Here is a 25,188-nt window from a genome sequence, read left to right as displayed (position 1 = left end):
AGCCCCTCCCCACAAGGGGGAGGGGAACGGACTGCCCCGGGTGGCGAGGATCGCTCATTCGGCCATCATGGGATGAAAGCAGCCGGCCGCGAAGGCTGTGGGCTCCCTCTCCCGCTTGCGGGGGAGGGTTGGGGTGGGGGCGCCGCGGGCGCTGGTGCCAATGGAGAGAGTTCCCCCCACTCGCATCGCACTGAAGATGCGATGCAAGCTCTCAGAGCGAGCTTCGCTCGTCTCGCCCCGCAGGCGGGGGAGGCGCTGACTGCCCGTGTCGTCGGAGGTGGGGCCAAAAGAGAGAGGGGCCGAAACGGGCGGGCGAAACCGCCCTGCCCTTACGGTTCCACCGCGAAGCGGAGGCGGCCGGTGGGTTTCAGGGTCTTGGCGTCGAAGGTGCGGATCTCCGTGGTGCCCCCCACATCCAGGGTCACCGCGAGGCGGTCGCCGGCGGTGCCGGTGGCGACGATGCGGGCGCCCTTCGGGAGCATGGCGGTGAGGTCCGGGCCCGAAGCTGTGCTTCCCTCGCCGCGGAAAAGGCGGTAGCCGATGGCGACCAGGAGCACGGCGATCGCGATCGAGGTGGTCACGCCCGCGATCATCATCATGCGCCGCAGCCGCGCCATCAGCTGGGCCTGCTCGGGCGAGGACGGCTCGGGCGCAACGGTAGAGTTCATGGACATCTCGACTTCACAATCCCACGGTCTGATGACGGTCATTGTCGCCGGCGACGAAGGCTCGCCGCGGCTCGATCGCGTGCTGGCAGCCAGGCTGCCGGAGCTGTCGCGGTCGCGGCTGAAGGCGCTGATCCTGGCCGGACAGGTGTCGCTCCGCGCGGCGGCGGTGCGGGACCCCGCTTATCACGTCACAGCCGGCGACACGATCACAATCGACGTTCCGGAGGCCGTCCCGGCCGAGCCTGCGGCCGAGGCGATCCCGCTGAAAATCATCTACGAGGACGACGACATCATCGTCATCGACAAGCCGGCCGGCCTGGTCGTGCATCCCGCCGCCGGGCACGAGACCGGCACGCTGGTCAACGCGCTGATCGCGCATTGCGGCGCCAGTCTTTCGGGGATCGGCGGGGTCAAGCGGCCGGGCATCGTGCACCGGCTGGACAAGGACACCACCGGCCTGATGGTGGTCGCGAAGAACGATCACGCCCACGCCTCGCTGAGCGCGCAGTTCGCCGATCACGGCCGCACCGGCGCGATGGAGCGCGGCTATCTCGCTTTCGCCTGGGGCGTGCCGCACCGGCCGCATGGCACCATCAACGCGGCCATCGACCGCCATCCGCATGCCCGCGACAAGATGGCGGTGCGGCCCAAGGGGCGCGAGGCGATTACCCATTACGAGGTGCAGGAGAGTTTTGCCGGCCGCGACGGCAAGCCGGTGGCCTCGCTGATCGCCTGTCATCTCGAGACTGGACGCACCCACCAGATCCGCGTGCATCTCGCCCATCTCGGGCACCCGCTGATGGGCGACGCCGTCTATGGCCCGCATTTCAAGACCAAGGCCAACCAGCTCGCGCCAGGGGCGCGGGCGGTGCTCGAGGCGCTCGGGCGGCAGGCGCTGCACGCCTATCTGCTGGTGATCGAGCACCCCCGGACGGGAGAAATAATGCGCTGGGAATCGGAGCTTCCGGAGGATCTTTCTCTTTTGGGGCGCGCCCTGCGAGCGGCGCTATGACGCAGGACCTTCAGAAAAACGCAAGCATGTCAAAAACTTAATGGAGCCACACGGGGTCGTGACCCCCGGAATCCTTCCACCGGGGGGCGAAAATGGTGTATGTTGCGCCTGCGTCGAATGGTCGACGCATGGAACGTCGCAAACCGGCCGGCTTTAACCAAGCGACCGCTTTGCCTGGCCCGCCGCTATCGGGGGCCTGAACCAACTGGAGGGCGCTCGATGGCCCGTACAGCTACTCTGCCGGTTCTCAACGGAGAATCGGGACTTTCACGCTACCTCGCCGAGATCCGCAAGTTCCCGATGCTGGAACCGCAGGAGGAGTACATGCTCGCCAAGCGTTGGCGCGAGCATGACGACAGCGACGCAGCGCATAAACTCGTGACCAGCCACCTCAGGCTCGTGGCCAAGATCGCCATGGGCTATCGCGGCTACGGCCTGCCGATATCCGAAGTCGTTTCGGAAGGCAATGTCGGCCTGATGCAGGCGGTGAAAAGGTTCGAGCCCGAGAAGGGCTTTCGCCTTGCCACCTACGCCATGTGGTGGATCAAGGCGTCGATACAAGAGTACATCCTGAGATCGTGGTCGCTCGTGAAGATGGGCACGACCGCGAACCAGAAGAAGCTGTTCTTCAACCTGCGCAAGGCCAAGAGCCGGATCAACGCGCTGGATGAAGGCGATCTGCATCCGGATCAGGTCAAGCTGATCGCGAAGCGCCTCGGCGTGACCGATCAGGACGTGGTCGACATGAACCGCCGCCTCGGCGGCGACGCCTCGCTGAACGCGCCGATCCGCGACGACGGCGAAGCGGGCGAGTGGCAGGACTGGCTGGTCGATAACTCGCCCAACCAGGAAGCCATCATGGCCGAGCACGAGGAGTACGACCACCGGCGGCAGGCGCTGAACGGCGCGATCGGCGTGCTCAACGCGCGCGAGCGCCGCATCTTCGAGGCGCGGCGCCTGGCCGACGAGCCGATGACGCTCGAGGACTTGGCGGCCGAGTTCGGCGTGTCGCGCGAACGCGTCCGCCAGATCGAGGTGCGCGCGTTCGAGAAGGTGCAGTCCGCCGTCAAGGGCGCCATCGCCAAGCAGGAGGCGGCGGCCCTGGAGGCCGCGCACTAGACGCGCGGCTTGCTTGAAGGTGGTCTTTGGATGCGATCGGAGCCGGCGGAGACGCCGGCTTCTTTGTTAGATGCGATCAGTCCGGCGCGGCGCGGGCGAGCCCGGCGAGCGCACAGCCCTCGCAGTAGCGGGCGTCCTTGTAGTCGATCCAGTTGTGCGCATAGATCCGCTCCCGCGGGATGTTGTAGCGCAGCCGGAGCAGCTTCGAGAGGATGCGCCAGGCGGCGATCTGGGCCTCGGTGGGAGGCGTGGTGACGTCGGGATAGTTGCCGGCGAACTCCACGCCGATGGAATTGTCGCGCACGACCTTGCGATAGGTCGGGCCGTTGTCGATATAGCGGTTGTCGTTGCGATTGGCGCCGTCGCCATGCAGCGTGACCAGGGTTTCCGGCACCGCCCAGTACACGGTGCCGTCGGTTTCGACCCACAGGGTGACGCCGCGCCGTTTCGGGTTCTTGGCCTGCGCCAGCGCCCCCGCCCGCGCCGACCCGGCCGGCCCTTCGGTCTGGTGGACGATGATGTTGGTCCAGGGATGAGCCTGGTGCGGATCGCCCCATGGCGCCAGCCAGACGATTCTGAGCCCCGGGATCTCCGGCGTGCCGGATGATCGGGCCAGCGCGGCGAGGTCCTCGGCCGAGGCCGGCGGAGGCAGCGTGACGAGAAGCAGCGCGAGCGCTGCGCGGAGGGAGAACAGGACCGGCCTCATGGCCGGCAATGATAGCACCGCCTACCCGGCGGCGGCATCCTGGCGGCGCGGCGTTGCCACCAGCGGCTCGATCTGGTCCGGCGCCAGCGCCGGCGTCTCGTGATCGGGCGTGACGACGGCATAGCGGTTCTTGCCGTCCTTCTTGGCGACGTACAGCGCCTGGTCCGCCCGCGCCATCAGCCGGTCGGGGGATGCGCCGACATCCTCGGTCCATTCGGCGACGCCGATCGAGACCTCGATCGGCACCTCGGCGCCGGCACAGGCCTCCGCATCGTCGCGGCAGACCTGCAGGATGCGCCGCGCGATCATCGCGCCCTCGCGGAGCGAGGACGCCGGCAGCACGATGCAGAATTCGTCGCCGCCGGTGCGCGCCAGCATGTCGCCGGGGCGCAGCCGGGTCTGGGCCATCAGCGTGAAGTGCTGCAGGCAGGCATCGCCGGCAGCATGGCCATGGGTGTCGTTGATGATCTTGAAGCCGTCGAGGTCGATCACCAGCAGCGCGAACGGCCGTCGCGAGCGCTCGGCGCGCGCGCACTCCTCGCTCAGGCGCTGCATCAGGTGACGGCGGTTGGCGACGCCGGTGAGATCGTCGAGCAGCGCGAGATCGGCGACCTCGTTGCGCAGCCGGTCCACCGCCATCAGCAGGAAGCCGAAATTGAGCGACATCGACAGGAAGATCAGCAGCAGCACCGCGGCGGCCTGGCCGCTGGTGGAGTGGCTGAAATTGAAATCGGCGCCGATGAACGCCCCGATCGACCGCGCGGCAAACACCGCGATGATCAGAACGGACAGCAGGCCGGCCAGCCGCGCTCCCGGATTGACGGGCCCGCGCCTCGCATCCAGCACCAGCCGCGCGATGATCGCCATGGGGACCGCCTGCCCGATCGAGTAGCACAGGATCCTCAGCGGGCCGTGGTCGTATGCGTATTGGAAAAATGCGATCGACGCGCAGGTCATCGCGACGACGGTCAAGCTCAGCCGCCACGACGCCCTGTAGCCGTAGAAGCGCTCCACGCCCATCGCCGCGAGGCAGATCGCGAAGGTCATCAGCGAGCCGCCGGCCAGCAGCGGAACGAACGAGCCGAAATAGAACCGCGTCAGCGCGAATGTCGCCGCCGGCGCGCACATGAACGCAGATGCCGTCCAGTACCGTGCCGAATCCAGATTGGGATAGCTGCGCATCACGTAGGCCCAGATCAGGCCCAACGCGAGGAAATTGACCACGAAGGCGGTCCACAGCGTCGGAACGTTCAGCATCCCGACAGCAGGACGCCGCAGGCCCTGTCCTCGATGTTCAATAACGCCACGCTCATGAGCTACCCTGTTGTTCGGGGCAACATGGGCGCGGCGCAGTTAACGGTTCCTCAAGGGCGCAACCAAGATTGCGCCTTGGTTTTGAATCAATGAAGACACTTTTTACGATCCGCTAACCTTGTCAGGACCCGAGCGCCAGCGGCGCAACTTGCCGGCCAATGCATCGAGCTGTGGATAAGCGCAACGGCGCTGGTGACGGCGTGAGGCAGAGCTTCGCGAATCTGCTGGGATCGACACCCGAGGCATGATGCATGGCTGGCGTGCGCCAGCAAGCCTCGAAGTCGCGTTGCAATCCATCAAACTCCTGACGAGGATTCCATGGCGAAGAAGGCGAAGAAGGCCGCAAAGGCCACCAAGAAAGCTGCGAAGAAGACCAAGAAGGCTGCCAAGAAGAAGTAGTTGCACTTCCCGGGTGGGAGCGCGGCTTCCACCCGGCTCTCAGTTGGCTCGACCGCTAGCCGATTCTACTACGTCTCCACCGGTCGGCGTTTGCCACGCATCACCCTTTGAGCAACGCTGGCGGCGCGAGACCTTGCCTCATCCGATATCGGGCGTGCGCTCGAGCGTCACCTCGGCCTCGCGCAGCACGTCCAGCGGCGCCCACGGCTTGCTCCAGAACTTCGTGCCGCCCGGCAGCGGCTGCGACAACGGGCGGCCAGACGTGACGACCACATTGATGTGGGGGTGACGCGCCTTGGCGACATGGGCAAGCTCGACCCCGTTCATGCGGCCCGCCAGATTGACGTCGGTCATCAGCAGCACGATGCGATGCCCCGGCTTGTTCAGGACGAGTTCGGCGGCCTCCGCGCTCTCACACGCGATCACGTCGTACTCGCTCTCTTCGAGCAGCAGCGTGATCATCTCGCGCTGCGCCAGATCGTCTTCCACGATCAGTGCGGTGGCGCGAAAAGGTTGCGACTGTCCCATGCAGGTCCTCCACGAATGTGTGCTCGTAAAGTAATGTGAGTTAAAAGCTGAACCGCCGGATGGTTCGGTTCCAATCAGAAAAAGTGGCAGAAAACCCAGCTGCAATTCAACCAGGCACGTGGAACCGGTCCATCAGGGGAGTGAAGCGACAATGACGATCATTCGAGGCGCAGCTGCCGCCGTGACAGGCGCAGCCAGCGGTATTGGCCATGCGCTGGCGCAGGAGCTGGCGGCGCGCGGCTGCGATCTCGCACTTGCCGATCGCGATGAGGCGGGCCTCGCAAGCCTCGCCGCCGAGCTCACCGCAAGCGGCCGCAAGGTGACCACGCACCGGCTGGACGTCAGCGATGTGGTTGCGGTCACGCAGTTCGCCGAGGACGCGACCCGCGCGCATCCCGGCCTCAACATCGTCGTCAACAATGCCGGCGTGGCACTGTTCGGCAGCTTCGCCGAGATCGATCAGGCGGAGATGGACTGGCTGTTCAACATCAATTTCTGGGGCGTCGTGCACGGCACGCGCGCGTTCCTGCCACATCTTTCGCGCCGGCGCGAAGCGCATGTCGTCAACCTGTCCTCGATCTTCGGCATCATCGCTCCGCCCGGCCAATCGGCCTACGCCGCGGCAAAGTTCGCGGTAAGGGGATTTTCCGAGAGCCTGCGCCACGAGCTCACAGCCGCCGGCAGTCCGGTGCGGCTGTCGGTCGTGCATCCCGGCGGGATCGCCACGGCGATTGCGCGCAATGCTCGCGCTGGCCACGGCATGACCGACAATGCGCGCCGCGTGCAGGCCATCGAGCGGTTCGAGCGGCTCGCCAGGACCAGCCCACGCGACGCCGCGTTGCGGATCATCCAGGGCATCGAGCGCAATGAGCCCCGCATCCTGATCGGCAGCGATGCCCGCTTCATGGATCTCCTGCAGCGGTTCATGCCGGGCACCTATTGGCGCGTGATGGCGAAGCGGCTCGAGAAGGCGGCCGCGAAGCAGGCGTGAGCCACGGGACAGGGGGCCCCGCCCCGGCTCGCGCCCGTGGCGGATACGCCGGAGCGATCGGCGTGTCGGCAACCTTGATACGTCAGCCGCCCAACGAGCGGTCAGGCCGCTCTGATATGGGCCAGGAACTGGTTGACCTCGCTGCGCAGCCGGGTCGACTGCTGCGCGAGTTCGCCGGCCGCCGACAGCACCTCGTTGGCGGCATGCCCGGTCTGCACGACGCCGGACGTGACGCCCGCGATGTTGCGCGTGACGTCCTGGGTCTTGCCGGCAACGACGTTCACACTGCCGGCGATCTCGCGGGTCGCCGCGTCCTGCTGCGCGATCGATGAGGCGATGATGGTCGAGATCTCATCGACCTCCTGGATCGTGGCGCAAATCATGCCGATGCTGTGGACGGCAGCGGCGGTTTCGGCCTGAACCGCGGCGATCTGAGCCCCGATCTCTTCCGTTGCCTTAGCCGTTTGGGTCGCCAGCGTCTTCACCTCGCTGGCCACGACGGCGAATCCCCTGCCCGACTCGCCGGCGCGCGCGGCCTCGATCGTCGCATTCAGCGCCAGCAGATTGGTCTGGCTGGCGATCTGGGTGATGAGCGCGACGACCTCGCCGATCTTGCCGGCCGCGAGGTTGAGCCGCTGCACCTTGTCGTTGGATTGCTGCCCTTCGTCCGCCGCCTTGCGAACCACGGACGACGCACGCTCGAGCGTCTTGCTGATCTCGTTCATCGAGGATGACAGCTCTTCGGCCGCCGAGGCAACGGTGTTGACATTGTCCGATGCGGAGCCGCACGCCTGCGATACCGTCAGGGCCTGCTGTTTCGACTGATCGATCGTCACCGACATCGAACGGGCGGTCGCCTCCATTTCGATGGCCGCAGCCGACACTGCGTCGACGACGCCGCGGACGCTGGCCTCGAAGCCATCGGCCACCTCCATCAGCATGCGGCGCCGGTCCTCCTCGGCACGAGCCTGGGCCTTCTCCTGCTCCGCCTGCAGATCCCTCATCCGGACGGCGTTGTCCCTGAAAATCGAAACGGCGCGTGCCATCTGTCCGACCTCGTCCTTGCGCCAGTCGGCCGGGACGCGAACGTCCAGGTTGCCGTCGGCGAGCTCGCGCATCGCGCTCGTCATCTGGACGATCGGGCGGGAGATGCTGCGCGCGATCAACAGCCCGGCGAGCGCGATCAGCACGAGGCCGGCCAGCGTCATCCCGATTGCCAACGCCCCGGCGCGATTGCGAGCCTGGATGAACTCGCTGTTGTCCATGACGATCTCGACGGCACCGATCGGCTTGCCGGAGAAATCCTTGATCGGGCCCAGCAACGCGACGACCGGAACACCTTTGAGCTGTCCTTGGCGCGACAGGAAGCCGCCGGCCGACGCCTCCCGATAGTCGCCGCTTGCGAAGAAGGAGGTCTCCCCGATCGTCGTCGCGAACAGCTTGAAGCCGGTGTCGCCAGCCAGGCGGAACGCGACGTCGACACTGCGGCTGCGCTTGAACTCGTCGAAGAAGTTTTGGCCAAAGGTCAGGCCGAACTCGACTGAGCCCAGATGTTTGCCGGCGGAAACGATCGGTACGACGCCGCGGAGGCCGAGGCCGGCAACGCCGCCCTCCAGCCCGACGATCGGCTTGCGGTCGGTGTTGGCGGCCACCACCGTCTTGCGGAATCCCGACAGATCGTCGCCGAACTTGGCCGGCTGGTGCACCCGCAGGAAGGACATCGCCGGCGGCGTGTGAAACTGAAACTGGTCGACACCGTAATCGGCTTTCAGGCTGGCCATGCCCGCACCGAACAGCCGCATCAAGGCGTCGCGGTCGTTCTGCGCCATGGCGTCCTGGACCGCGGGGATCTTGGCGACCACCGCGCTCATCGCTTCCGCGCGGGTCGACTCCAGCTGCAGGCGCGAATTGAAGGCGTCATATTGGGCGTGGAGTTCGCGCTCATTGGCGCGGTCGATGATGCCGCCGATGATCCACATGGCGACCAGCAGCACGAAGAGGGCCGTCGCTGCCGCACCGATCACCAGAGAAAGGGTGATCCGGGTTCTCAAGCCAACAAACTTCAACATGCGATCCTCGAACGTCGACTGGTGTCCGAGTATTGCAGCGCTGCAACTAATTATTCCTGAACGAGTCAGCCATTGTAGCGGACTAACAGCAAACTCTCGCGACGGGGCGGCGCGACGTTGCTAGCGAAACTCCCGTCCCCCGACTTGTTATTAACCTGCCGCAATCCCCTTTGATTGCAGACATGCCGACGTTCAACTTCGCATATCTTCGATCTCAGGCCATGACATCGCTGAATGTCGGGCTGGTCGGACAGTACGAGCCTACGCGACAGGGCCGCCCCGCGCCCGCCAGCCGCTCATGCCGCCGGCATAGTGGCGGATATCTTGCCGCCCGGCCGACAGCGCCCGCCGCAGGGCGGTGGCCGAGCGGCCGCCGGCCTGACAGATCAGAACCACCGGCTTGTCGTGCACGAGGTTGCCCGGGTCGAAACGCGACAGCGGGTGATTGACGGCGCCCGGGATGTGGCCGCCCTTGAACTCATGCGGCTCGCGCACGTCGACGATGACGCAGCTTCGCTGCTGATGCGCCCGCACCAGCTCATCATGCTCGATCGCCGGCACGCTGGTCGACCCTGTCAACCTGCTGAACAGTCCTGATAGCATGGGAGGAACCTCTCACTGTTTGACGTAGGGGCACTCGGGCGACTCAGCCTAGCCCTGCGTCCGCTTCGCCTTGGCCTCGGACGCTTCGACCCAGAAGAAGAACGCACCTGCGCCGATCGCGAGCGCGGCGAACCAGACGCCATCCGGCACGCCGGTGATGTCGGGCAGCCGCACCTTGCCGAGCGCCCAAACATTCAGGACGTGGGCCTTCACCCAGTCGAAGCTCAGCGCGTAGAGGATCGCGCCGACGATCATGCCGAAAGCGCCGACTGCGGCATGCACGCTGCCGCTGGCGATGGCGCCGAGCGCGGTGCCCGGGCAGTAGCCGTAGACCACCATGCCGATGCCGAAAAGCGCCGCGCCGAGCGCGACCGCGAGCATGTTGGCGTCCTTGACGTAGTATTTGGTGTTGCCGGTGTCGACCAGCAGCAGCACGCCGATGCCGCCGACGACGATCGCGGTGCCCATCACCTTCAAGACGGTGAAGTCGCGCAGCCGGAACTGATTCTCGATCACGTTGCAGCTCGTGACCTTGCCCTGCTGTAGCAGATAGCCGAACACGGCGCCCATCAACAGCGGGCCGGCGATGCTCATCAGCGACGTCATGGCCCTTCTCCTACGCTTTGCGGAACATGAGGCGCGACACGAAAAGGCCGGTCGCGAACATCACGGCGAGGAACAGCCAGCTCGACAGCGCCAGTTGCAGACCGCCTGAAATGCCGTGTCCGCTGGTGCAGCCGCCGGCCAGACGCGCGCCATACATGATGACGATGCCGCCGAGAAACGCAGCGACGAAGCGCTTGAACACCGACGGACCAAAGCGCTCCCTCCAGACCTCCGGCACCAGCTCGAGGCGCCACGTGCCGGAGATGACCGCCGACAGGAATGCGCCGAGCGGAATGCCGACCAGAAACCAGACGCCATAGTCCCATTTCAGCGGCATCGACTTCCAATAGCTGTTGGCGGCGACGGCGTCGGATCCGATCACCGGCGCGGCGAACAGCGCCGCGATGCGCGAGAACGCCGTCGTCACGCCGAGCGGGTCGCCGAACCCGGCAAAGGCCACCCAGCTGAGGATGCCGATGCCGGCGCCGACCAGATAAGGCGACCAGTCGATCCCCCGGGACGTGCCCAGATCCTTGACCATGACGTCGTTCATCATTGCCACGACGGGTCCTCCCTGCTGACGCGGCCCAGCGCCGCGACCGACGTACGCCACTATATACATATATTCGAATTTATGCAATTATATTCAGCGGGTGCCGATAGGTGACGATGCCGATAGGTGAAGAGGCGGGGCTCTGCGGTAGCGTGACGGCGAGGAAACAGCGGCACTGACGACTTCGGGAACGGCAGCCCCGCGCAAGCCGCGGCGGAGCTTGATCCGCCGCGGCCCCACGCGCTCTATTCATGTCGGCGCGGGCCTCGCAAGCCCATCGCCACCACGCGACTCGGTCGCGCAGCTTGCCGCGGCCGCAGGGAGAAGTCATCGAGATTGGGCTCGCAGGCCAACGCAGAAGCGATGGCCGGCGAGGGGTGGCCGGGGCCTGCGCACCTGTCCAGCACCCCCGACGCGGCCCGGCGAATGGCGGCGAGATCGGATCTCTGCGGCTCTCGGTCGCTGCGAGCTCCTAGGCGGCTCTCACGCCGGCGATGAACTTCTTCACTTCCATGCTCAGTCTGGCACTGTCGTCGGCCAGCGATTTCGCGGCGGACAGCACCTGGGACGCGGCGGTTCCGGTATCGACGGCGCCGCGCTGCACATCCGCAACGTTGGCCGAGACCTGCTGCGTTCCCGCCGCCGCGTGCTGGACGTTGCGCGAGATCTCCTGCGTCGCGGCGCCCTGCTGCTCCACGGCCGATGCGATCGTCGACGAAATCTCCTGCAATTTCTCGATGGTGATGCTGATGTCGCGGATGGCACCGACCGATTGCTGGGTGGCGGACTGGATGCCGGAGATCTGCTGGCCGATCTCGCCCGTGGCCTTCGCCGTCTGCTCGGCCAGCGCCTTGACCTCGGATGCGACCACCGCAAATCCGCGGCCGGCCTCGCCGGCGCGTGCGGCCTCGATCGTTGCATTCAGCGCGAGCAGATTGGTCTGTCCGGCAATCGTATTGATCAGCTCGACGACGTCGCCGATGCGGGCAGCGGACTTCGAAAGCTCGCTGACCTGTTCATTGGTCTTGCGGGCCTGTGCCACCGCCTCATTGGCCATCCGGGCGGAATCCTGGACTTGCCTGCTGATCTCGTTGACGGACGCGGAGAGCTCCTCGGTCGCAGATGCCACCGACTGCACATTGGTGCAGGCTTCCTCGGAAGCCGCGGTGACGGACGTGGCGAGGTTCTGGGCTCGGCTCGCCGTGTTGCTGAGCCCGCCGGCGTGACCCTCCAGAGTGCTCGATGCCGTGGACACGGTGTCGACGATCTCGCCGACCACGGCCTCGAAGCGGCCAGTGATCTCGTCGAGCCGCCGGCTGCGTTCCAGTTTCACCTCCGCCTCTTTCGAAGCGATGTCGTCGGCCAGCTTCTTCGCAATCAGGGCGGTCTTGAAGACCTCCAGGGCGTCGGCCATCATGCCTACTTCGGTCTTCTGGCCGCGATAGGGGATCTCCATCGCCAGGTTGCCCTCACCGAGCGCCTGCATCGGCCTGATGATGGAGGCGATGCACCGGGAAATGTCGCGAACGAACCAGCTTCCGATGCCGACGCCGGCGAGAACGGCAAGGACGATGACCGTCGACATCAATTCAAATGCCTCCGCATAGCCATCCGCGGCGATCTTGGTTTCGGCGTCGGCGCCACGATTGTTGAGGTCAATCAGCTTCCGAAGAAATTCGTCCGACTGATTGGCGACGCTCCGGACCGTCTTGTTGAACAGATCGCTCGCCTGCTTGGTCGTATTGCCGTTCCCTGCGCGCAGCACCTCGAGCACACCATCGGCAGCCTTGACGTATTGCTCCCAGCCCCGAGACCAGCTCTCGAACAGGCTGCGCTCCTCGGCCGACGAGATCATCGCCTCATAGGAGCGGCGCGCCGTCGCGATGACGACGAGCGTTGCCTTCATGTTGCGGTCGAGATTGTCCTTCTCCTCAGTCGTATCAGCCGTCATGTAAGCCCGGAGCTGCGCCCGATTGAGGTTGATCGCCGAACGCAACTCGCCGAGCACGCGCACGCTTGGCAGCCAGTTCTTGGCGATCATTTCGGTATGCGTATTGATTGTCTGCATGCCGCGGACGGCCAGCAATCCGACGATGGACATCGCCACCAGCAGCAGCGCAATGACGGCCGCCATCTTTGCTCGAATGGAGAGTTGCGACATCTCGCGTGCCTTTCGTCGTCCCGGCGATTCGTATCGGTCCGCCGCATGATTGCGCCGTCCCCCGCGCGACGGTAACACCCGACCTTCGCAAATTGGTTAACATGCGGGATCTCCAGACCGGGATCTACCAACGTGATGTTCGGGCGTGATGGTCCGAATGCCGTGTTCGGCACGCATCTCCTGTGGCCAACCGCGGACTACGCGATCTGCGCGCCGGCGTGACGATGCAAAGACGCGTGTCTTCAGGTTCGATCCGATCTGATCAGACAGTATTTTTCGTCAGAGGCTGGAAGTGCGCCGACACACCAGGCATCGACGAGCCTGTGACCGGAGATTCATGAATGCTGCTCTTTGACGCTGCATTTGCAATGCCGCTCGGCAGAGGCAGGCTCGCTTCCGCAGGATGCCTCAAGAAGGCATGGCGGAGGGCGACTGAACCGGGCTCTGCGCCGGCTTGGTGGCGAACAGCCAGCGGTCGACGACAAAATCGGTGACGGCCGCACCCAACCACATGCCACCGAGCACGATCCACGCTGTGAGCGCGAACACCGATGCCCCGGTCACGCCGGCGCCAACGGCGCAGCCGCCCGCCAGCATCGCGCCGAATCCCATCAGGACGGCGCCGATCATGTAACGGCGCATGCCGCGCCCATCCGAGAAGCCTTCGAGATTGAGTTCGCGCGCCAGCGCGGCCGCAACGAACGAGCCGATGAACACACCCGGAATGATGCCGAGATCGAAGCCCGGCTTCAGTTGCGGGCTGGCGAGCACCTGCATCAGCAGCTCCGCCGAAGGACCGCTGAATGTCAGGCTCTTCAGCGGCACCGGCGAGAACGAGGCCTGGCCGAGCTGATAGGTGAGGAGCCAGCCCCCGGCGACCGCCGCGCCCGCGGCCACCGCCGAGCGCAGGATCTTCGGGCCAACCTGAAACTTCGACACGGCGGCGAGCCCGGCCAGGAACCACAGCATGCCGAAGCCGAGCTTCTCGGGCGTACCGCCGCCGAACAGGCTCATGATGTCGCGCGACGGTCCGCCGTCGACGAGCCAAAGATTGGTGAGCCACTCGCGTGCCGGCGCGAGCAGGCCGCGATAGGCGGACTGCGCCGTCACCGCGAAGATGAGGCCGGACAGCAGCGCCCGCAGATTGCCGTTGGCCGAGAGCACCAGCAGACGGCTGGCACAGCCTCTCGCCAGGATCATGCCGCAGCCGAACAGCGTGCCGCCGATCATCGCGCCGGAAATGCTGCCCTGCTGCGCCAGCTGGCGCGCTTCGGAGACGTCGAGCAGGCCCATTGCCACCAGCGCCTGGGTGCCCAGCAGCGCCGAGGCGAAGGTGAGGAGCCACACCGCCAGCCGCGGACCGCCCTGCCCGCGCGCGAACTCGATCGTGGCCGCCCGGAGGCAGAAGCGGCTGCGCTGGGCGAAGAAGCCGAACGCGCCGCCGGCCGCGAGCCCGCACAGCAGCGACACCAGCTCCTCACCCAGAAGGTCGATCAATGCGGTGAGCACAGGCGCTCCCGTCGTTCAGGCCGGCCGCTCAACCTGCCGGGCGGCATCGGCAAGGACGCATGTGCCCGTCACGGGCGCAGGTAGGCGTATCCACTCTGCTGCAGCTCGGTGAGGCGCACGACGCCGCCCTTCTCCGCCACCGCAAAGCCCGGCAAGAGATCGTCGAGCTTCACGCCCTGCGCCTTCATGGTGTTCGCACAGGCCTCGAAGCCGACGCCGGCCTTCATGAGGCGCTCGGCCAGAGCCGAGATGGTCTGGTCGGCCGAAATCGCATGAAAGGCCCGCAAGCCCGGACCGTGGATCACCAGGCGAATGTCTGCGCGTCCAGGTCCTCCGGTGCCATCGACGTGGTTCTGGAGGTTGCCGAGAACGAACAGGGCGCGGTCCTGATCGGCGAGATGATAGGCGACGCGCTGGCGCGGAGATTCCGTCGCCGCGCGTGCGCTGCTGACACCGAAGATTCCAAACAGGCTGGCAAGACCAGCTTGCATCAAAGATCGACGTTCCATGGTGGCTCCTAGCGCGCGGCTGCAATGAATCCTGCGATGCGATCAGCGGCATCCTCGGCGGCGAGATCGCGAAAGAAGTGATCTGCGTCGTCAATCGTCTCCAGTCGGACACGGCTGCCGGCGCGTGAGGCCAGCGGCGCGAACGACGCTGCCACGTCCGGCACCGTCTTGTCTTGCGCTGCCGCAAGCACCAGAACCGGCAGGCTCACATCGGCGATCAGCGCCGCCGTATCCTGGCGCCGGTCGGCGCGATAGAATGCTGCGAATGCGCGCGCCGTCACCTTGGCATCGCGGCAATAGATGAAGCCCGGCACCGACATCCAATCACCGCCGCGCCCGGCGGCGATCGCAGCCTCGGCCTTGTCGAGCAGCGGCGCCAATCGCTGGCCGTAGCTCTCCGCATAGGCGTCTCTCAAGCCGGTCTCGATGCTCGCCGTCGCCGGCGCCAGGAGGATCGCACCGTCGACCGCGGCCTTGGGATTGGCGGCTAGATAGCGCGCGACCTGATTGGCGCCGCGCGAATGTCCGAGGACGAAGACGTGCGACGACGTCTTGCGCGCTTCGCTCAGCCACGCGGTGATCTCCACGACCGCATCGTCCGTCACATAGTCATGGGGTTTGGCACAATCGTACATGCCGGTGCGGCGATCGAGACCGAGCACGAGATTGTGCGCGAGCGAGGCGATGCCCCGCTCGGCCAACGCCTTGGACAGGCCCTGGATGGTCTCCATGTCCTTGTGCGCGAGCGTGCCGTGCGTCATCAGCACCAGCGGCACATCCGGTCCAGACTGCGCCGGCAGTCGGAGCGTGCCGAGCGCCGTACGCCCGCCGATCGTGAGTTCGCGCGGCTCCTCGGCCGCGAATGCGATCGACGCAATGAACGAGACGACAAGAGCGAGCCACCACCGCATCGCAAATTCCTCAGGGACGCACGATCGTCCAGTTCTTCTCGGACAGCTCCAGCAGGGTCGCGACCCCGGTCTTGACCACCGTGACACCATCGAGCAGAGGCGGCCGCCGTCCCTCCTTGCTCGCGAGCGTCTCCAAGGTATTGCCGCAGGCGATGAAGCTCACATTGGGCATCGACTTGGCGAAGCCGAGCACCCGCTCCTTCACCGGCGAGCGGTCGGCCAGCAGCATGTCGAGGCCGCCATTGAACGCGACGATCACGATCTCGACCTCCGCGCCCTCGCCCGAATAGTGGCGGGAGACATTCGCGGCGACGTCGAGCACCGCGCGCATCTTGGCCGTATCCTCGTCGCTGATCTGCAACGCGAGCCTATGTGGCTCGGCTGCAGCGGCGATGGATGCAACCCCGCTTCCGGCCAGGGCGACGGATGCGGCCGCCAACAGCATCTCGCGGCGGCTGCATCCGGCAATCCTCACTCGACGCCTCGCGGCTTGCCGTCCTTTTCTTCCGGCGTGACGTCGACCGCCGTCGCGCGTCCGGTGATCTTGACCGGCGCGATGCAGTTCTTCATGCAGGGATCCTTCTGCCAGAACGCCTTCTCGCTCGTGGCCCGGTCATCCATGATGAACCCGCCCTCGTTCGGCATCTTGATCGTGGCGAGATTGCTGTTGCTCAGCTCGAAGTTCTGATCGGTGATCACGTCGTTCAGATAGAGCACATAGGCGACCAGCGCATAGTACTCGTCGACCTTCAGCGACTGCGGGCTGCCGAACGGCATCGCGTGGCGGACGTAGTCGAACAGCGTCGAGGCATAGGGCCAGTAGGAGCCGACCGTCTTGACCGGATTGTCTGATGTCAGCGATCCCTTGCCGCCGGCAAGCACCGGCCAGCGGCCGGCGCCCTCGCCGAATTCGCCATGGCAACTGGCGCAATTGTCCATGAACAGCTTCTCGCCCTGGGCGACGGTGCCCTTGCCGACGGGCAGCCCCTGTCCGTCCGGACGCACGTCGATATCCCAGCCGCGAATCTCCTCGGCGCTCGGAGCTCGGCCGATGTTGAAGCGCTGCGGCGCCTTTACATCAATCTTGGCCTCAGTCTTCTCGCCCGGGCCGCCGGCGAATGCCACCGAGCCCGCAAGGGTTGCGAGCGCTGCGGCGGCAATGATGAGCTTAGGCGACCTCGACATTCTCGACCTCACCGTTTGCCTGCACGTGCCAGGTCTGGATGCCATTGTTGTGATAGATGGAATTGTAGCCGCGCACCTTGCGCAGTTCGGCCTTGGACGGCTGGACGTAGCCGGTCTCGTCCTGGACCCGCGACTGCAAGAGCAGCGGCTCGCCGTTCCAGTCGAACTCGTAGTAGAAGCGCGTCAGCGCCTTGTCGAGCACCGGGCCGTCGATCCGCGCCGGCCACCAGTTGCGGCCGCCATCGAGCGAGACGTCGACGCGCTTGACCTTGCCGTTGCCCGACCACGCCAGGCCCGACACGATCGTAAAGCCCTTGCCATGCTTGATCGGCGCCTGCGGGCTCGGGCTCGTGATCACCGACTTCGCATCCATCGCCCAGGTGAAGCGTCGCGCCTTGCCGTTCGGCAAGAGATCCGTGTACTTCGAGGTCTCCTCGCGGGTGTGCCAGGGCTGGTCGCCGACCTTGATGCGGCGCAGCCATTTGACCCAGAGATTGCCCTGCCATCCGGGTACGACCAGGCGCATCGGATAGCCCTGCTCGGGATACAGCGCCTCGCCGTTCATCTTGTAGGCGATGATGCAGTCGTCGAGCGCCTTCTCGATCGGCAGGCTGCGATCCATCGACGCGGAGTCGGCGCCCTCCACCAGCAGCCATTTGCCGTTGGTCTTGACGCCGGCCTCTTCGAGCAGGGTGCGCAGCGAGACGCCGGTATATTGCACGCAGTGGATCATGCCGTGCGTGAACTGGCAGCCGTTGAGCTGGGCGCCGCGCCACTCCATGCCGGAGTTGGCGGCGCATTCCATGAAGTGGATGCGGTTGACGCGCGGATAGCGCTTGAGCTCGTCGAGCGACAGCAGCAGCGGCCGCTCGACCAGGCCGTGGATCATCAGCCGGTGATCGGCCGGATCCACGTCGGCCACGCCGCCGTGATGGCGTTCGAAGCACAGTCCGTTCGGCGTGATGATGCCTTCCAGCTCGTGCAGCGGCGTGAAGCTGACCGAGGATTCGCGCGAAGCCGTCAGCCATTCGACGTCGCGGCGGACGACGTCCTTCTCGAACTTCGACGGCTTGCCGTAGGGCCGGACGGCGACGCCCTCGCCGAGGGTGCGCGTCCATTCCGGCACGTTCGGCGGCTGGTTGGCGGGATTGCCGGCGCCGGCTCGCGCCTGCGAGGCCAGCGCGGTGGCGGCGAGACCGCCGGCCGCAGTCAGGAAACCACGACGCGAGGCGCGTGGGGCTGAGGGAAGTGATTTGTCCTTGGACATCGTCGTCACACTCCGGAGACTTTGACGGCCCGGTTGGGCTCGAGACGAACGGTTTTCTGGCGCTGCAGATAGCTCGACACGACCTCCCAGATCGGCGGCCCCTGCGTGCCTTCGTTGACGCTGGCCCAGCCCGCGACCTGATACTCGCGCGCCGGATCGATCGCGGCGCCGGTCTTGATCAGGCGCATGTCGGAGATGCGCCGTCCCTGCGGCTTGTTGACGTCGATGGCATAGGACATGCCGCCGATGCGGACCATGTCGCCGCCCTGCTGGTAGTAGGGATCGACGTTGAACAGGTTGTCGGCGACGTCCTCGATGATCTCCTTCAGCCGCGTGCCGGTCATGCCCATGCGATAGACAGCGGGATAGGTGATCGCGGTGGCGTTGGTGACGTCCTCGAAGGTGATGTCCTGGCCCGGCATCACGCTTGTACCCCAGCGGAAGCCCGGCGACAGCGCGATCTCGGCATCGCGTTCCTGCAGCAGCGCCTGGCAGATCAGGTCGTCGAATGTGCCGTTGAAATTGCCGCGGCGATACAGCAGCGTCTCGGTCCGTCCCAGCGGGCGGGCAAGATCGGCGGCAAACGGCTTGCGCACCTCGGCGATCTTCGCCGCCATCGCCGGGTCCGGCGTGATCACGTCGGAGAACAGCGGGATCAGCTTGTAACGATAGCCCTTCACCTCGCCGTCCTTGACGTCGAGATCTAGCCGCGAGACGAACTTGCCGGACGACCCCGACGCGATCAGCAGTGTCTTGCCGACCTTGACCGCTTCAGGCAATGCATCATGGGTGTGACCCGTGAGAATGACGTCGAGACCCTTGACGCGGCTGGCCAGCTTGCGGTCGACGTCGAAGCCGTTGTGTGACAGCAGCACCACGAGGCCGGCGCCGTCCTTGCGCGCCTTGTCGACCTGGGTCTGAACATCCTCCTCGCGCACGCCGAACGACCAGTTCGGAATCATCCAGCGGGGATTGGCGACCGGCGTGTACGGGAAGGCCTGGCCGAGCACCGCGATCTTGACGCCGCCGCGCTCGATCATCGTCGAGGCTTCGAACGCCGGCTCGTTCCATTCGGTGTCGCGGATGTTGAGGCCGAGGAAGGGGAAGCCCAAACCATCGACCGCCTGCTTGACGCGCTCGGTGCCGTAGGTGAACTCCCAATGCCCGGTCATCGCATCCGGCTTCAGCAGCGCCATGCAGTCGATCATGTCCTGGCCGCGGGTCTTCAGCGACGTCCAGGATCCCTGCCAGGTATCGCCGCCGTCGAGCAGCACGACCTTGTCGCCGCGCTCGGCGCGGATGGCCTTGATGACGGTGGCGGCGCGGTCGAGCCCGCCGATCCGCCCGTACGTCTTGGCGAGCGCCTCGAAATCCTCCGAGGTCAGCGCATAGGCCGACGACGAGCCCGGCGCGATGCCGAAGCGGGTGAGGAAATCCTTGCCGGTGACATGCGGCGGCTGGCCCTTGGCGTCACCGACGCCGAGATTGGTCGACGGCTCGCGGAAATACAGCGGCATCAGCTGGCCGTGGATGTCGGTGACATGCACCAAGGTGACGTTGCCGACCGGATCGAACGCCAGCAGCTCCTTCTCGGTCAGCTTCTGCTGAGCAAAGGCGCGGGTCGCACCCGCAAGACCGGAGCCACCCGTCAAGGCAGCCGCCGCCAATGCGACCTGAACGAATTCGCGACGCGATATCATGATGTGTCTTCCTTGTGGCCGCGGCTAGTTGCGGACCGACGGTGTCTCGACGGGAAGCCCGATGCCGCGCCAGGCGACGTAGATTTCGAGCGCGAGGAACTCGTCCGACAGCGGCTTGTAGGGCACGCCACGAACGTCGAACATGCAGCCCTCGAACCGTTCGTGCAGCGGGACCAGGCGCTGATCGCGCAGCCGGTAGGTCGGAAAGCCGTTGGTCTGGCCTTGGCTCAGAAAATCGGCGCGCATGAACTTGCCGTTGTTCTTCTCGTGGCAGGAGGCGCAGGCGAGATCGAGCTGGCCGACCCGCGTGTAGTAGATCTCCTTGCCCTTCTCGAACCACGGCGACATCGGTCCGTCGGTCTTCACCGCCACAGGCATGCCGCGCGACTGATAGCGGATGAAGGTCGTCATATCCGTCAGCTCCTTGGACTTGAACGGCCAGGGCTGCGCCTTCATATGCTCGGCGCGGCAGATGTTGATCTGCTGCTCGAGATTGACCGGCTTGTTGAGCTTCTCGCTCCATTTGGGCATGGCCGCGCCGACGCCCTTCATGGTCTTTTCCGCCTCGCCGTGGCAGCTCATGCACGACTTGCCTTCGCCGCCGTCGACCGTCTTCCAGACGTCGGCGGCGCGCTCCACCGCGAGGAAACCGGGATTCTCCAGATCGTCATCCTGGAGCGCGCGCGTTTCCTTGGTGCGGAACTGATAGCCCGAGATGATGGTCTTGAAGACGTGGCCGGGAGGCGCCGGAATGCCCTTCCGTTCGGCCTCCTGGCCGTACGTCGCGATGGCCGACAGGGCCAGCGCGGCCGACGCCAGGACGGCGAGAGAACCGTAGCGAATGGACATCCGTCACTCCTCCTAGCGATCACACGCTGCCGGTCAGGCCTTCAACGCGATCTTCTCTTCGGCCGTCACGACGGAGCCATCGTCATCCGTCCACGCGAACTTGAACGTGCCTTCCTCGTCGATCCTTGCGTCGAACTGGATGTACGGGTTGGCGGAGATCGCCGGCTCCAGCGCGCAGGAGAACACCGGCTTGCCGTTGAACTCGCAGGTGAACTTGTTGATGATCTTGCGTGGGATCGGCTTGCCCTGCGCATCCTTGCGCTGACCCGATTCCATCAGGTGCGAGACCAGCGTCTTGATCTGGATGATCTCGCCCTTCTTGGCTTCCTTCGGAAGCTTGATGCGCGGCTTGTCTGCCATATCAGTCTCTCCCCTGTCTCAGCCGCCGCAGCCGCCGATGGTGACCTTGACGGTCTTGCGCTCTGTGAAGAGCGAACCGTCACTCATCTTCGCGACCGCGATCACGTTCTGGGTCTGCGCCAGACGGATACGGATCGACGCCTCGGCCTTGCCGGACATCGGCGTGAACATCAGCGTGGCGACGCCGCCGTTCGGATTGCCGTCGGCCACGAACAGCACTTCCTTGACGTAGTTCTCGGCGGTCATCGGGCTTTCGACCGAGAGCGCGAGCGGCACGGTGTTGCCGTTCTCGGCGATCTCAGGCAGATCGAGCGTGATCTTGCCCTTGGCCGCTTCCTTGCCGCCGGTGAACTTCTTGATCATCTCGGCCGCGTCGTTGCTCGGCTCGGCGTTGGCGGCCATCGGCAGCACCGTCAAAGCGACGAAACCGCCGCCGAGAAGGAACGCCTGTCGTCTGTTGATTGCGCCCATGCATCATCCTCCAGAGGCGGTTATTTCAATGTTTCGAGATAGGCGACGACGTCCTCGACCTGCGCGGCGGTGAGGACGGGTTTGCCGACGAACTCAGGCCTGACGCGATTGAGTCCGTCGTTCTTGTAGAAGGCGGGCATCACCGTGTCGGTGAAGATGCGCTTGGGATCGGCGACGATCAGGCGCAGTTGCGCCGTGTTGTAGCGGGTCGCGACGCCGTCGAGCGACGGACCGAACTCGCCGTGAAACTCTTCCGACTTCAGCGACGACACCTGATGGCAGGCGAGGCAATTGCCCAGCGTCCGCGTCAAGAACACCTTCTTGCCGGCATCGGCATTGCCGGGCGCGCCCGTCAGCGATTTCGGAATGGCGTAGTCGACGACATCGAGCCTGATCGGCTCGTCACCTCGCGCGGTTGCCGACAGCAACACGCACAGCAAGGCGGCCGGAATCAAACGGCGCATGTTTCCACCCTGACCGACGAGGCGTCCCCTCGCCTTACGATGACACGACGGACTTACGATCCATCATATTCAAGAATTATGATTTGATAATGTGATTGGTGTCAAGCGTATTTCGATGCCGCAGTGCACTCAACCCTTGGTCGAAGCGAGATAGTCGCGGAATGTGCCGCGCTCATAGGCCCTCTCGCGCACGAAGCGGAACATTGCGAGGAAATGCGGCGGCTTGAGATAGCCCGGCGCGCGCGCCACCTCGCGCGCGAGCGGCTCCTTCGTAGAGACGCCCTCGGCCGATGGCGGAAAGAACTGGAACGTCGGCGTGAAGCGGATCGCGTAGCGCTCGGCGAGCTCCTTCTCGGCGAGCTCCTTGCCGTCGAAGTCGATCACCTTGCGCGCGCCGAGCAGGTTGAGCTGCAGCACTTCGAAATTGGCACGGATGTAGTCCGCGATCTCTTGATCGGCAAAGTTCACCAGATGCGTCTCGCGGCAATACGGGCAGCCGCGCAGCTCCCACATGATCGCAAGCCGTTTGCCTTCCGATGCCGCGCTTTCGAGATCCTCGCGCAGGTCCAGGAAGCTGTTGAGAAACCAGGACTGGTGATAGAGCCCGTCGTCGCCCAGCACCGCGTCGGCCTGCGCCGGCGCTGAGGCCAGGCCGACCGCCGCCGCGGCAGGCAGCAGCGCAACCAGATTGCGCCGTGTCATCGTCCGGTTCGTCGTCATCAGCCTGCTCGCGCGCTTTGCCAAGTCACTGGCACCAAGTCCACTTTGCCAAGTCCACGGAATTTCGATACATGATATTCGAATAACAGAATGTGAAAAGGACATTCGATGCTGCGCCGCGTCATGATGCTGTCGCTCGTGCTGTCATGCCTCACGCATGGCGTCCGTGGGCACGCCGAAGGGAACGCGGATGTTGCTGCCTTCATGCACTCGGCGATGGCCAGCCTGCGCACAGCCGCGAGCTATGGCCGCACCGGCAATGTGGGCTTGGCGCAGATCGAGCTCGACGACGCCCGGATCGCCTGGGGCAGGCTCAGCCGGCTCGCCGAGCGCTCCCATGCGCCCTATTCGGCCAGATCCTTTGCAGAGCTGATCGCCACCGGCAACGATCGCCTGAAGCAGGCGGACGAAGCGCTGACCGCAGGTGACGGGGCACGCGCTGCGGCGGCCATTGCCGCGTTGCGCCGGTCGCTTCACGCCCTGAGGCAGGACGCCGGCGTGGTCGAGCTCAGTGATTGCGTGTTCGACCTGTCACCCGTCATGGACGCGTTGCGCAACGCCGCGGCGCGGTTCGCAGCGGGCAAGGCCGAGCCTGGCGAGGTCGTCCAGGCCGGCACAGCGCTGCGCGACCGGCTGCAACGCTGCAACGGCCTCGCCACGCCCGACGTGGCGAGCCAGGCCGAATTCCGCCGCCTGATCGACGGCGCCACGACGAGTGCCAACGAGATCGGCCGCGCTGCGCGCGAGAGCGACGCCGGCCTGGTGCATCGCTATGCGATCGAACTGCAGTCCTTCGTCAATCTATTGGACTTCCGCTTCGGCTGATCAGCCGATGGTGGCGAGCGACGGAAAGCGCTCGAAGATCCATTCCGACATCCGTGGGATCACGCCGGCGAGAAAGGCAGCGCCGGTCAGGACGAGAAAGCCGCCCATCGTCTTCTCGACCAGGGGGAGATGCGGCTTGATGCCCTTGAGCATGGTCATGAACTGCCCCGTAAAGGCAGCGGCGATCAGGAACGGGATGCCGGTCCCGACCGAGTAGGCGGCGAGCAGCAGCGCGCCCTTCCCCACCGTCGCCTCCGCGCCGGCCATCATCAGCACGGCGGCCAGGACCGGCCCCGCGCACGGCGTCCAGCCGAAGGCGAAGGCCAGTCCCATCACGAACGCACCGAGCAGGCCGGCCGGCTTGCGTCCGACGTCGATCGTCGCGCTCCGGTACAGCAGCGGAATCCGGAGCACCCCGAGGAAGTGCAGCCCCATCATGATGATGACGAGGCCGGCGAGGATGCCGAGCTGGCTGAGATGGCCGGCGATGAACCGTCCGAACACCGAGGCGGTGGCGCCGAGACCGACGAACACCAGCGAAAAACCGCCGACGAAGCACAGCGCCGTCAGCACCGTCCGCCGCCGCTGGGCCATGCTGGTTTCGCCGATCGCGTCGGCCGCCGAGACGCCGGCCATGTAGCACAGGAACGGCGGGACCAGCGGCAGAATGCACGGTGACAGAAACGACAACAGACCCGCGGCCAGCGCGGCGCCCAGCGTGACGTCGAGATCCATCTTTCCTCCCGGTCGGCCAGCGCTGCGTGCCCGGCCTACCGGGCGGGATTCGGAAATCGCGCACTAGTACATATTCGAATTTAATGATAGATTGGCCGACAAGTCCAGAGAGGATCTCGGCATGACCGGCAGAACTGCATCGCGCGGATTCGCAACGCTCGCAGGAGCGGTGGTGACCGGCATTTGCCTCTCGTCGCCGGCTTTCGCCTCCGAGCTCGTGATGTTCGAACGTCCGGGCTGCGGCTGGTGCGCCCGCTTCAACGCGGAAATCGGTCCGATCTACGACAAGACTGACGAGGGGCGCGCGCTGCCGCTGCGACGGGTCGACCTTGCCAAGCCGCTGCCGACGGACCTGTCCGGTATCGATCCGGGAGCGTTCACCCCGACCTTCGTGGTGGTCGATCAGGGCCGCGAGATCGGACGCATCCGCGGCTATCCCGGCGACGCGTTTTTCTTTGGGATGCTGGGTCGTATAATGAATGCTACAAGCGGGGCGCCGGCCCGCTCCTGACGCCAACCGAGGGATCCCGAATTCATGCCGCTGCCGAACTTGAAGGACATCGAAACCTCTGCCGAGCTCGAGCAGATGATCGAGAAGGCGCGGGAAGCCAGCGAGATGCTGAAGGCGCTGTCCCACGAGTCCCGGCTTTTGCTGCTCTGTATCCTCGCCGAAGGCGAAAAATCCGTCACCGAGCTCGAGCAGTTCCTGGGCGAGCGGCAGTCGACCGTCTCGCAGCAGCTCGCCCGTCTCAGGCTCGACCGGCTGGTCACGACGCGGCGCGACGGCAAGACGATCTACTACAGCCTTGCGAGCGAAGATGTCCGCAAGATCCTGACGGCGATCTACGACGTCTATTGCGAGCCGGTCCGCAAGCGCCGCCGCTGACAGGTTCGCCCTCGCGGTCTCGGGCTTCGCATCGGCGCGCCCTGTAGCGGCGCAAGAGGTCTGGCGTC

At 65.5% G+C, this 25,188-nt stretch carries 28 protein-coding genes; 6 read left to right on the top strand and 22 right to left on the bottom strand.

Going from position 1 to position 25,188, the window contains the following annotated elements; genetic code table 11:
- Positions 1 to 329: 329 nt before the first annotated feature.
- On the bottom strand, positions 330 to 668 hold the full coding sequence (locus ACQR1X_RS19505) for a hypothetical protein (protein ID WP_316183578.1): 339 nt from the start codon (positions 666 to 668) through the stop codon (positions 330 to 332).
- A 31-nt stretch (positions 669 to 699) separates the two neighbouring features.
- On the opposite strand from ACQR1X_RS19505, the gene ACQR1X_RS19500 reads away from it, so the two are divergent.
- Both ACQR1X_RS19500 and rpoH read left to right on the top strand, forming a co-directional pair.
- On the top strand, positions 700 to 1,680 hold the full coding sequence (locus ACQR1X_RS19500) for an RluA family pseudouridine synthase (protein ID WP_434899405.1): 981 nt from the start codon (positions 700 to 702) through the stop codon (positions 1,678 to 1,680).
- Between the two features lie 219 nt (positions 1,681 to 1,899).
- A complete protein-coding gene (gene rpoH / locus ACQR1X_RS19495) occupies positions 1,900 to 2,799 on the top strand; it encodes an RNA polymerase sigma factor RpoH (RefSeq protein WP_315805519.1) in 900 nt (299 codons plus the stop codon).
- Positions 2,800 to 2,875: 76 nt separating this feature from the next.
- Here rpoH and ACQR1X_RS19490 read toward each other — a convergent pair whose 3' ends face one another.
- The 3 genes from ACQR1X_RS19490 to ACQR1X_RS19480 form a co-directional block, all read right to left on the bottom strand.
- Positions 2,876 to 3,505 carry a peptidoglycan recognition protein family protein gene (locus ACQR1X_RS19490; RefSeq protein WP_434899404.1) on the bottom strand — a complete coding sequence of 210 codons (630 nt, stop codon included), beginning with the start codon at positions 3,503 to 3,505 and terminating at the stop codon, positions 2,876 to 2,878.
- Between the two features lie 21 nt (positions 3,506 to 3,526).
- Positions 3,527 to 4,762, bottom strand: coding sequence for a GGDEF domain-containing protein (locus ACQR1X_RS19485; protein ID WP_434899403.1), 1,236 nt, complete (start codon positions 4,760 to 4,762; stop codon positions 3,527 to 3,529).
- A gap of 594 nt (positions 4,763 to 5,356) precedes the next feature.
- A complete protein-coding gene (locus ACQR1X_RS19480) occupies positions 5,357 to 5,746 on the bottom strand; it encodes a response regulator (RefSeq protein ID WP_315805471.1) in 390 nt (129 codons plus the stop codon).
- A 151-nt stretch (positions 5,747 to 5,897) separates the two neighbouring features.
- Here ACQR1X_RS19480 and ACQR1X_RS19475 point away from each other — a divergent pair, with 151 nt between their 5' ends.
- Positions 5,898 to 6,737 carry an SDR family NAD(P)-dependent oxidoreductase gene (locus ACQR1X_RS19475; RefSeq protein ID WP_434899402.1) on the top strand — a complete coding sequence of 280 codons (840 nt, stop codon included), beginning with the start codon at positions 5,898 to 5,900 and terminating at the stop codon, positions 6,735 to 6,737.
- Between the two features lie 101 nt (positions 6,738 to 6,838).
- On the opposite strand, the gene ACQR1X_RS19470 is transcribed toward ACQR1X_RS19475, so the two are convergent.
- From ACQR1X_RS19470 to ACQR1X_RS19390, 17 genes are all read right to left on the bottom strand, one after another.
- Positions 6,839 to 8,806 (bottom strand): methyl-accepting chemotaxis protein, encoded by a 1,968-nt coding sequence (locus ACQR1X_RS19470; protein WP_315805473.1) that lies wholly within the window; start codon positions 8,804 to 8,806, stop codon positions 6,839 to 6,841.
- A 261-nt stretch (positions 8,807 to 9,067) separates the two neighbouring features.
- On the bottom strand, positions 9,068 to 9,409 hold the full coding sequence (locus ACQR1X_RS19465) for a rhodanese-like domain-containing protein (RefSeq protein ID WP_315805474.1): 342 nt from the start codon (positions 9,407 to 9,409) through the stop codon (positions 9,068 to 9,070).
- A 48-nt stretch (positions 9,410 to 9,457) separates the two neighbouring features.
- Positions 9,458 to 10,015, bottom strand: a complete 558-nt coding sequence (locus ACQR1X_RS19460) for a YeeE/YedE thiosulfate transporter family protein (protein ID WP_315805475.1) — start codon at positions 10,013 to 10,015, stop codon at positions 9,458 to 9,460.
- A gap of 10 nt (positions 10,016 to 10,025) precedes the next feature.
- The gene (locus ACQR1X_RS19455; RefSeq protein WP_315805520.1) at positions 10,026 to 10,568 is read right to left on the bottom strand and encodes a YeeE/YedE thiosulfate transporter family protein; all 543 of its coding nucleotides are present in this window, start codon (positions 10,566 to 10,568) and stop codon (positions 10,026 to 10,028) included.
- Positions 10,569 to 11,040: 472 nt separating this feature from the next.
- Positions 11,041 to 12,729, bottom strand: a complete 1,689-nt coding sequence (locus tag ACQR1X_RS19450; protein ID WP_434899401.1) for a methyl-accepting chemotaxis protein — start codon at positions 12,727 to 12,729, stop codon at positions 11,041 to 11,043.
- A 408-nt stretch (positions 12,730 to 13,137) separates the two neighbouring features.
- A complete protein-coding gene (locus ACQR1X_RS19445) occupies positions 13,138 to 14,238 on the bottom strand; it encodes a YeeE/YedE family protein (protein ID WP_315805477.1) in 1,101 nt (366 codons plus the stop codon).
- Positions 14,239 to 14,306: 68 nt separating this feature from the next.
- A complete protein-coding gene (locus ACQR1X_RS19440) occupies positions 14,307 to 14,747 on the bottom strand; it encodes a DsrE family protein (protein WP_409997992.1) in 441 nt (146 codons plus the stop codon).
- 8 nt (positions 14,748 to 14,755) lie between these two features.
- Positions 14,756 to 15,658, bottom strand: coding sequence for an alpha/beta hydrolase (locus ACQR1X_RS19435; protein WP_316217965.1), 903 nt, complete (start codon positions 15,656 to 15,658; stop codon positions 14,756 to 14,758).
- Between the two features lie 10 nt (positions 15,659 to 15,668).
- Positions 15,669 to 16,103, bottom strand: a complete 435-nt coding sequence (locus tag ACQR1X_RS19430) for a hypothetical protein (RefSeq protein WP_434899487.1) — start codon at positions 16,101 to 16,103, stop codon at positions 15,669 to 15,671.
- 26 nt (positions 16,104 to 16,129) lie between these two features.
- Entirely contained in the window at positions 16,130 to 16,888 is a 759-nt protein-coding gene (locus tag ACQR1X_RS19425; protein ID WP_315805479.1) for a c-type cytochrome, read from the bottom strand.
- Positions 16,827 to 18,110, bottom strand: a complete 1,284-nt coding sequence (gene soxC, locus ACQR1X_RS19420; protein ID WP_316217966.1) for a sulfite dehydrogenase — start codon at positions 18,108 to 18,110, stop codon at positions 16,827 to 16,829. The genes ACQR1X_RS19425 and soxC overlap by 62 nt, the downstream gene beginning before the upstream one ends.
- A 5-nt stretch (positions 18,111 to 18,115) precedes the next feature.
- The gene (gene soxB, locus ACQR1X_RS19415) at positions 18,116 to 19,810 is read right to left on the bottom strand and encodes a thiosulfohydrolase SoxB (RefSeq protein ID WP_434899400.1); all 1,695 of its coding nucleotides are present in this window, start codon (positions 19,808 to 19,810) and stop codon (positions 18,116 to 18,118) included.
- A gap of 24 nt (positions 19,811 to 19,834) precedes the next feature.
- Complete coding sequence (gene soxA, locus ACQR1X_RS19410; RefSeq protein ID WP_434899399.1) at positions 19,835 to 20,659, bottom strand: sulfur oxidation c-type cytochrome SoxA; 825 nt, start codon at positions 20,657 to 20,659, stop codon at positions 19,835 to 19,837.
- 33 nt (positions 20,660 to 20,692) lie between these two features.
- Positions 20,693 to 21,019 carry a thiosulfate oxidation carrier complex protein SoxZ gene (soxZ, locus tag ACQR1X_RS19405; RefSeq protein WP_315718309.1) on the bottom strand — a complete coding sequence of 109 codons (327 nt, stop codon included), beginning with the start codon at positions 21,017 to 21,019 and terminating at the stop codon, positions 20,693 to 20,695.
- Between the two features lie 18 nt (positions 21,020 to 21,037).
- Entirely contained in the window at positions 21,038 to 21,490 is a 453-nt protein-coding gene (gene soxY, locus ACQR1X_RS19400) for a thiosulfate oxidation carrier protein SoxY (protein ID WP_315805483.1), read from the bottom strand.
- Between the two features lie 20 nt (positions 21,491 to 21,510).
- Entirely contained in the window at positions 21,511 to 21,954 is a 444-nt protein-coding gene (gene soxX / locus ACQR1X_RS19395) for a sulfur oxidation c-type cytochrome SoxX (protein WP_315805484.1), read from the bottom strand.
- Between the two features lie 129 nt (positions 21,955 to 22,083).
- Positions 22,084 to 22,674 carry a thioredoxin family protein gene (locus tag ACQR1X_RS19390; protein ID WP_315805485.1) on the bottom strand — a complete coding sequence of 197 codons (591 nt, stop codon included), beginning with the start codon at positions 22,672 to 22,674 and terminating at the stop codon, positions 22,084 to 22,086.
- Positions 22,675 to 22,782: 108 nt separating this feature from the next.
- Between ACQR1X_RS19390 and ACQR1X_RS19385 the strand changes: the two genes are divergently transcribed.
- Positions 22,783 to 23,499 carry a hypothetical protein gene (locus ACQR1X_RS19385; RefSeq protein WP_434899398.1) on the top strand — a complete coding sequence of 239 codons (717 nt, stop codon included), beginning with the start codon at positions 22,783 to 22,785 and terminating at the stop codon, positions 23,497 to 23,499.
- On the opposite strand, the gene ACQR1X_RS19380 is transcribed toward ACQR1X_RS19385, so the two are convergent.
- Positions 23,500 to 24,234, bottom strand: a complete 735-nt coding sequence (locus tag ACQR1X_RS19380; protein WP_316237062.1) for a cytochrome c biogenesis CcdA family protein — start codon at positions 24,232 to 24,234, stop codon at positions 23,500 to 23,502. It abuts the gene before it with no gap.
- A gap of 121 nt (positions 24,235 to 24,355) precedes the next feature.
- Here ACQR1X_RS19380 and ACQR1X_RS19375 point away from each other — a divergent pair, with 121 nt between their 5' ends.
- Complete coding sequence (locus ACQR1X_RS19375) at positions 24,356 to 24,745, top strand: thioredoxin (protein ID WP_315805523.1); 390 nt, start codon at positions 24,356 to 24,358, stop codon at positions 24,743 to 24,745.
- Positions 24,746 to 24,769: 24 nt separating this feature from the next.
- On the top strand, positions 24,770 to 25,120 hold the full coding sequence (locus ACQR1X_RS19370) for an ArsR/SmtB family transcription factor (protein ID WP_315805488.1): 351 nt from the start codon (positions 24,770 to 24,772) through the stop codon (positions 25,118 to 25,120).
- Positions 25,121 to 25,188 lie beyond the last annotated feature (68 nt).

Source organism: Bradyrhizobium sp. HKCCYLRH3073 (assembly GCF_051167995.1).
GTDB lineage: Bacteria > Pseudomonadota > Alphaproteobacteria > Rhizobiales > Xanthobacteraceae > Bradyrhizobium.
The sequence above is the reverse complement of the archived record's forward strand: the minus strand, read 5'-3'. Positions and strand labels throughout refer to the sequence as shown.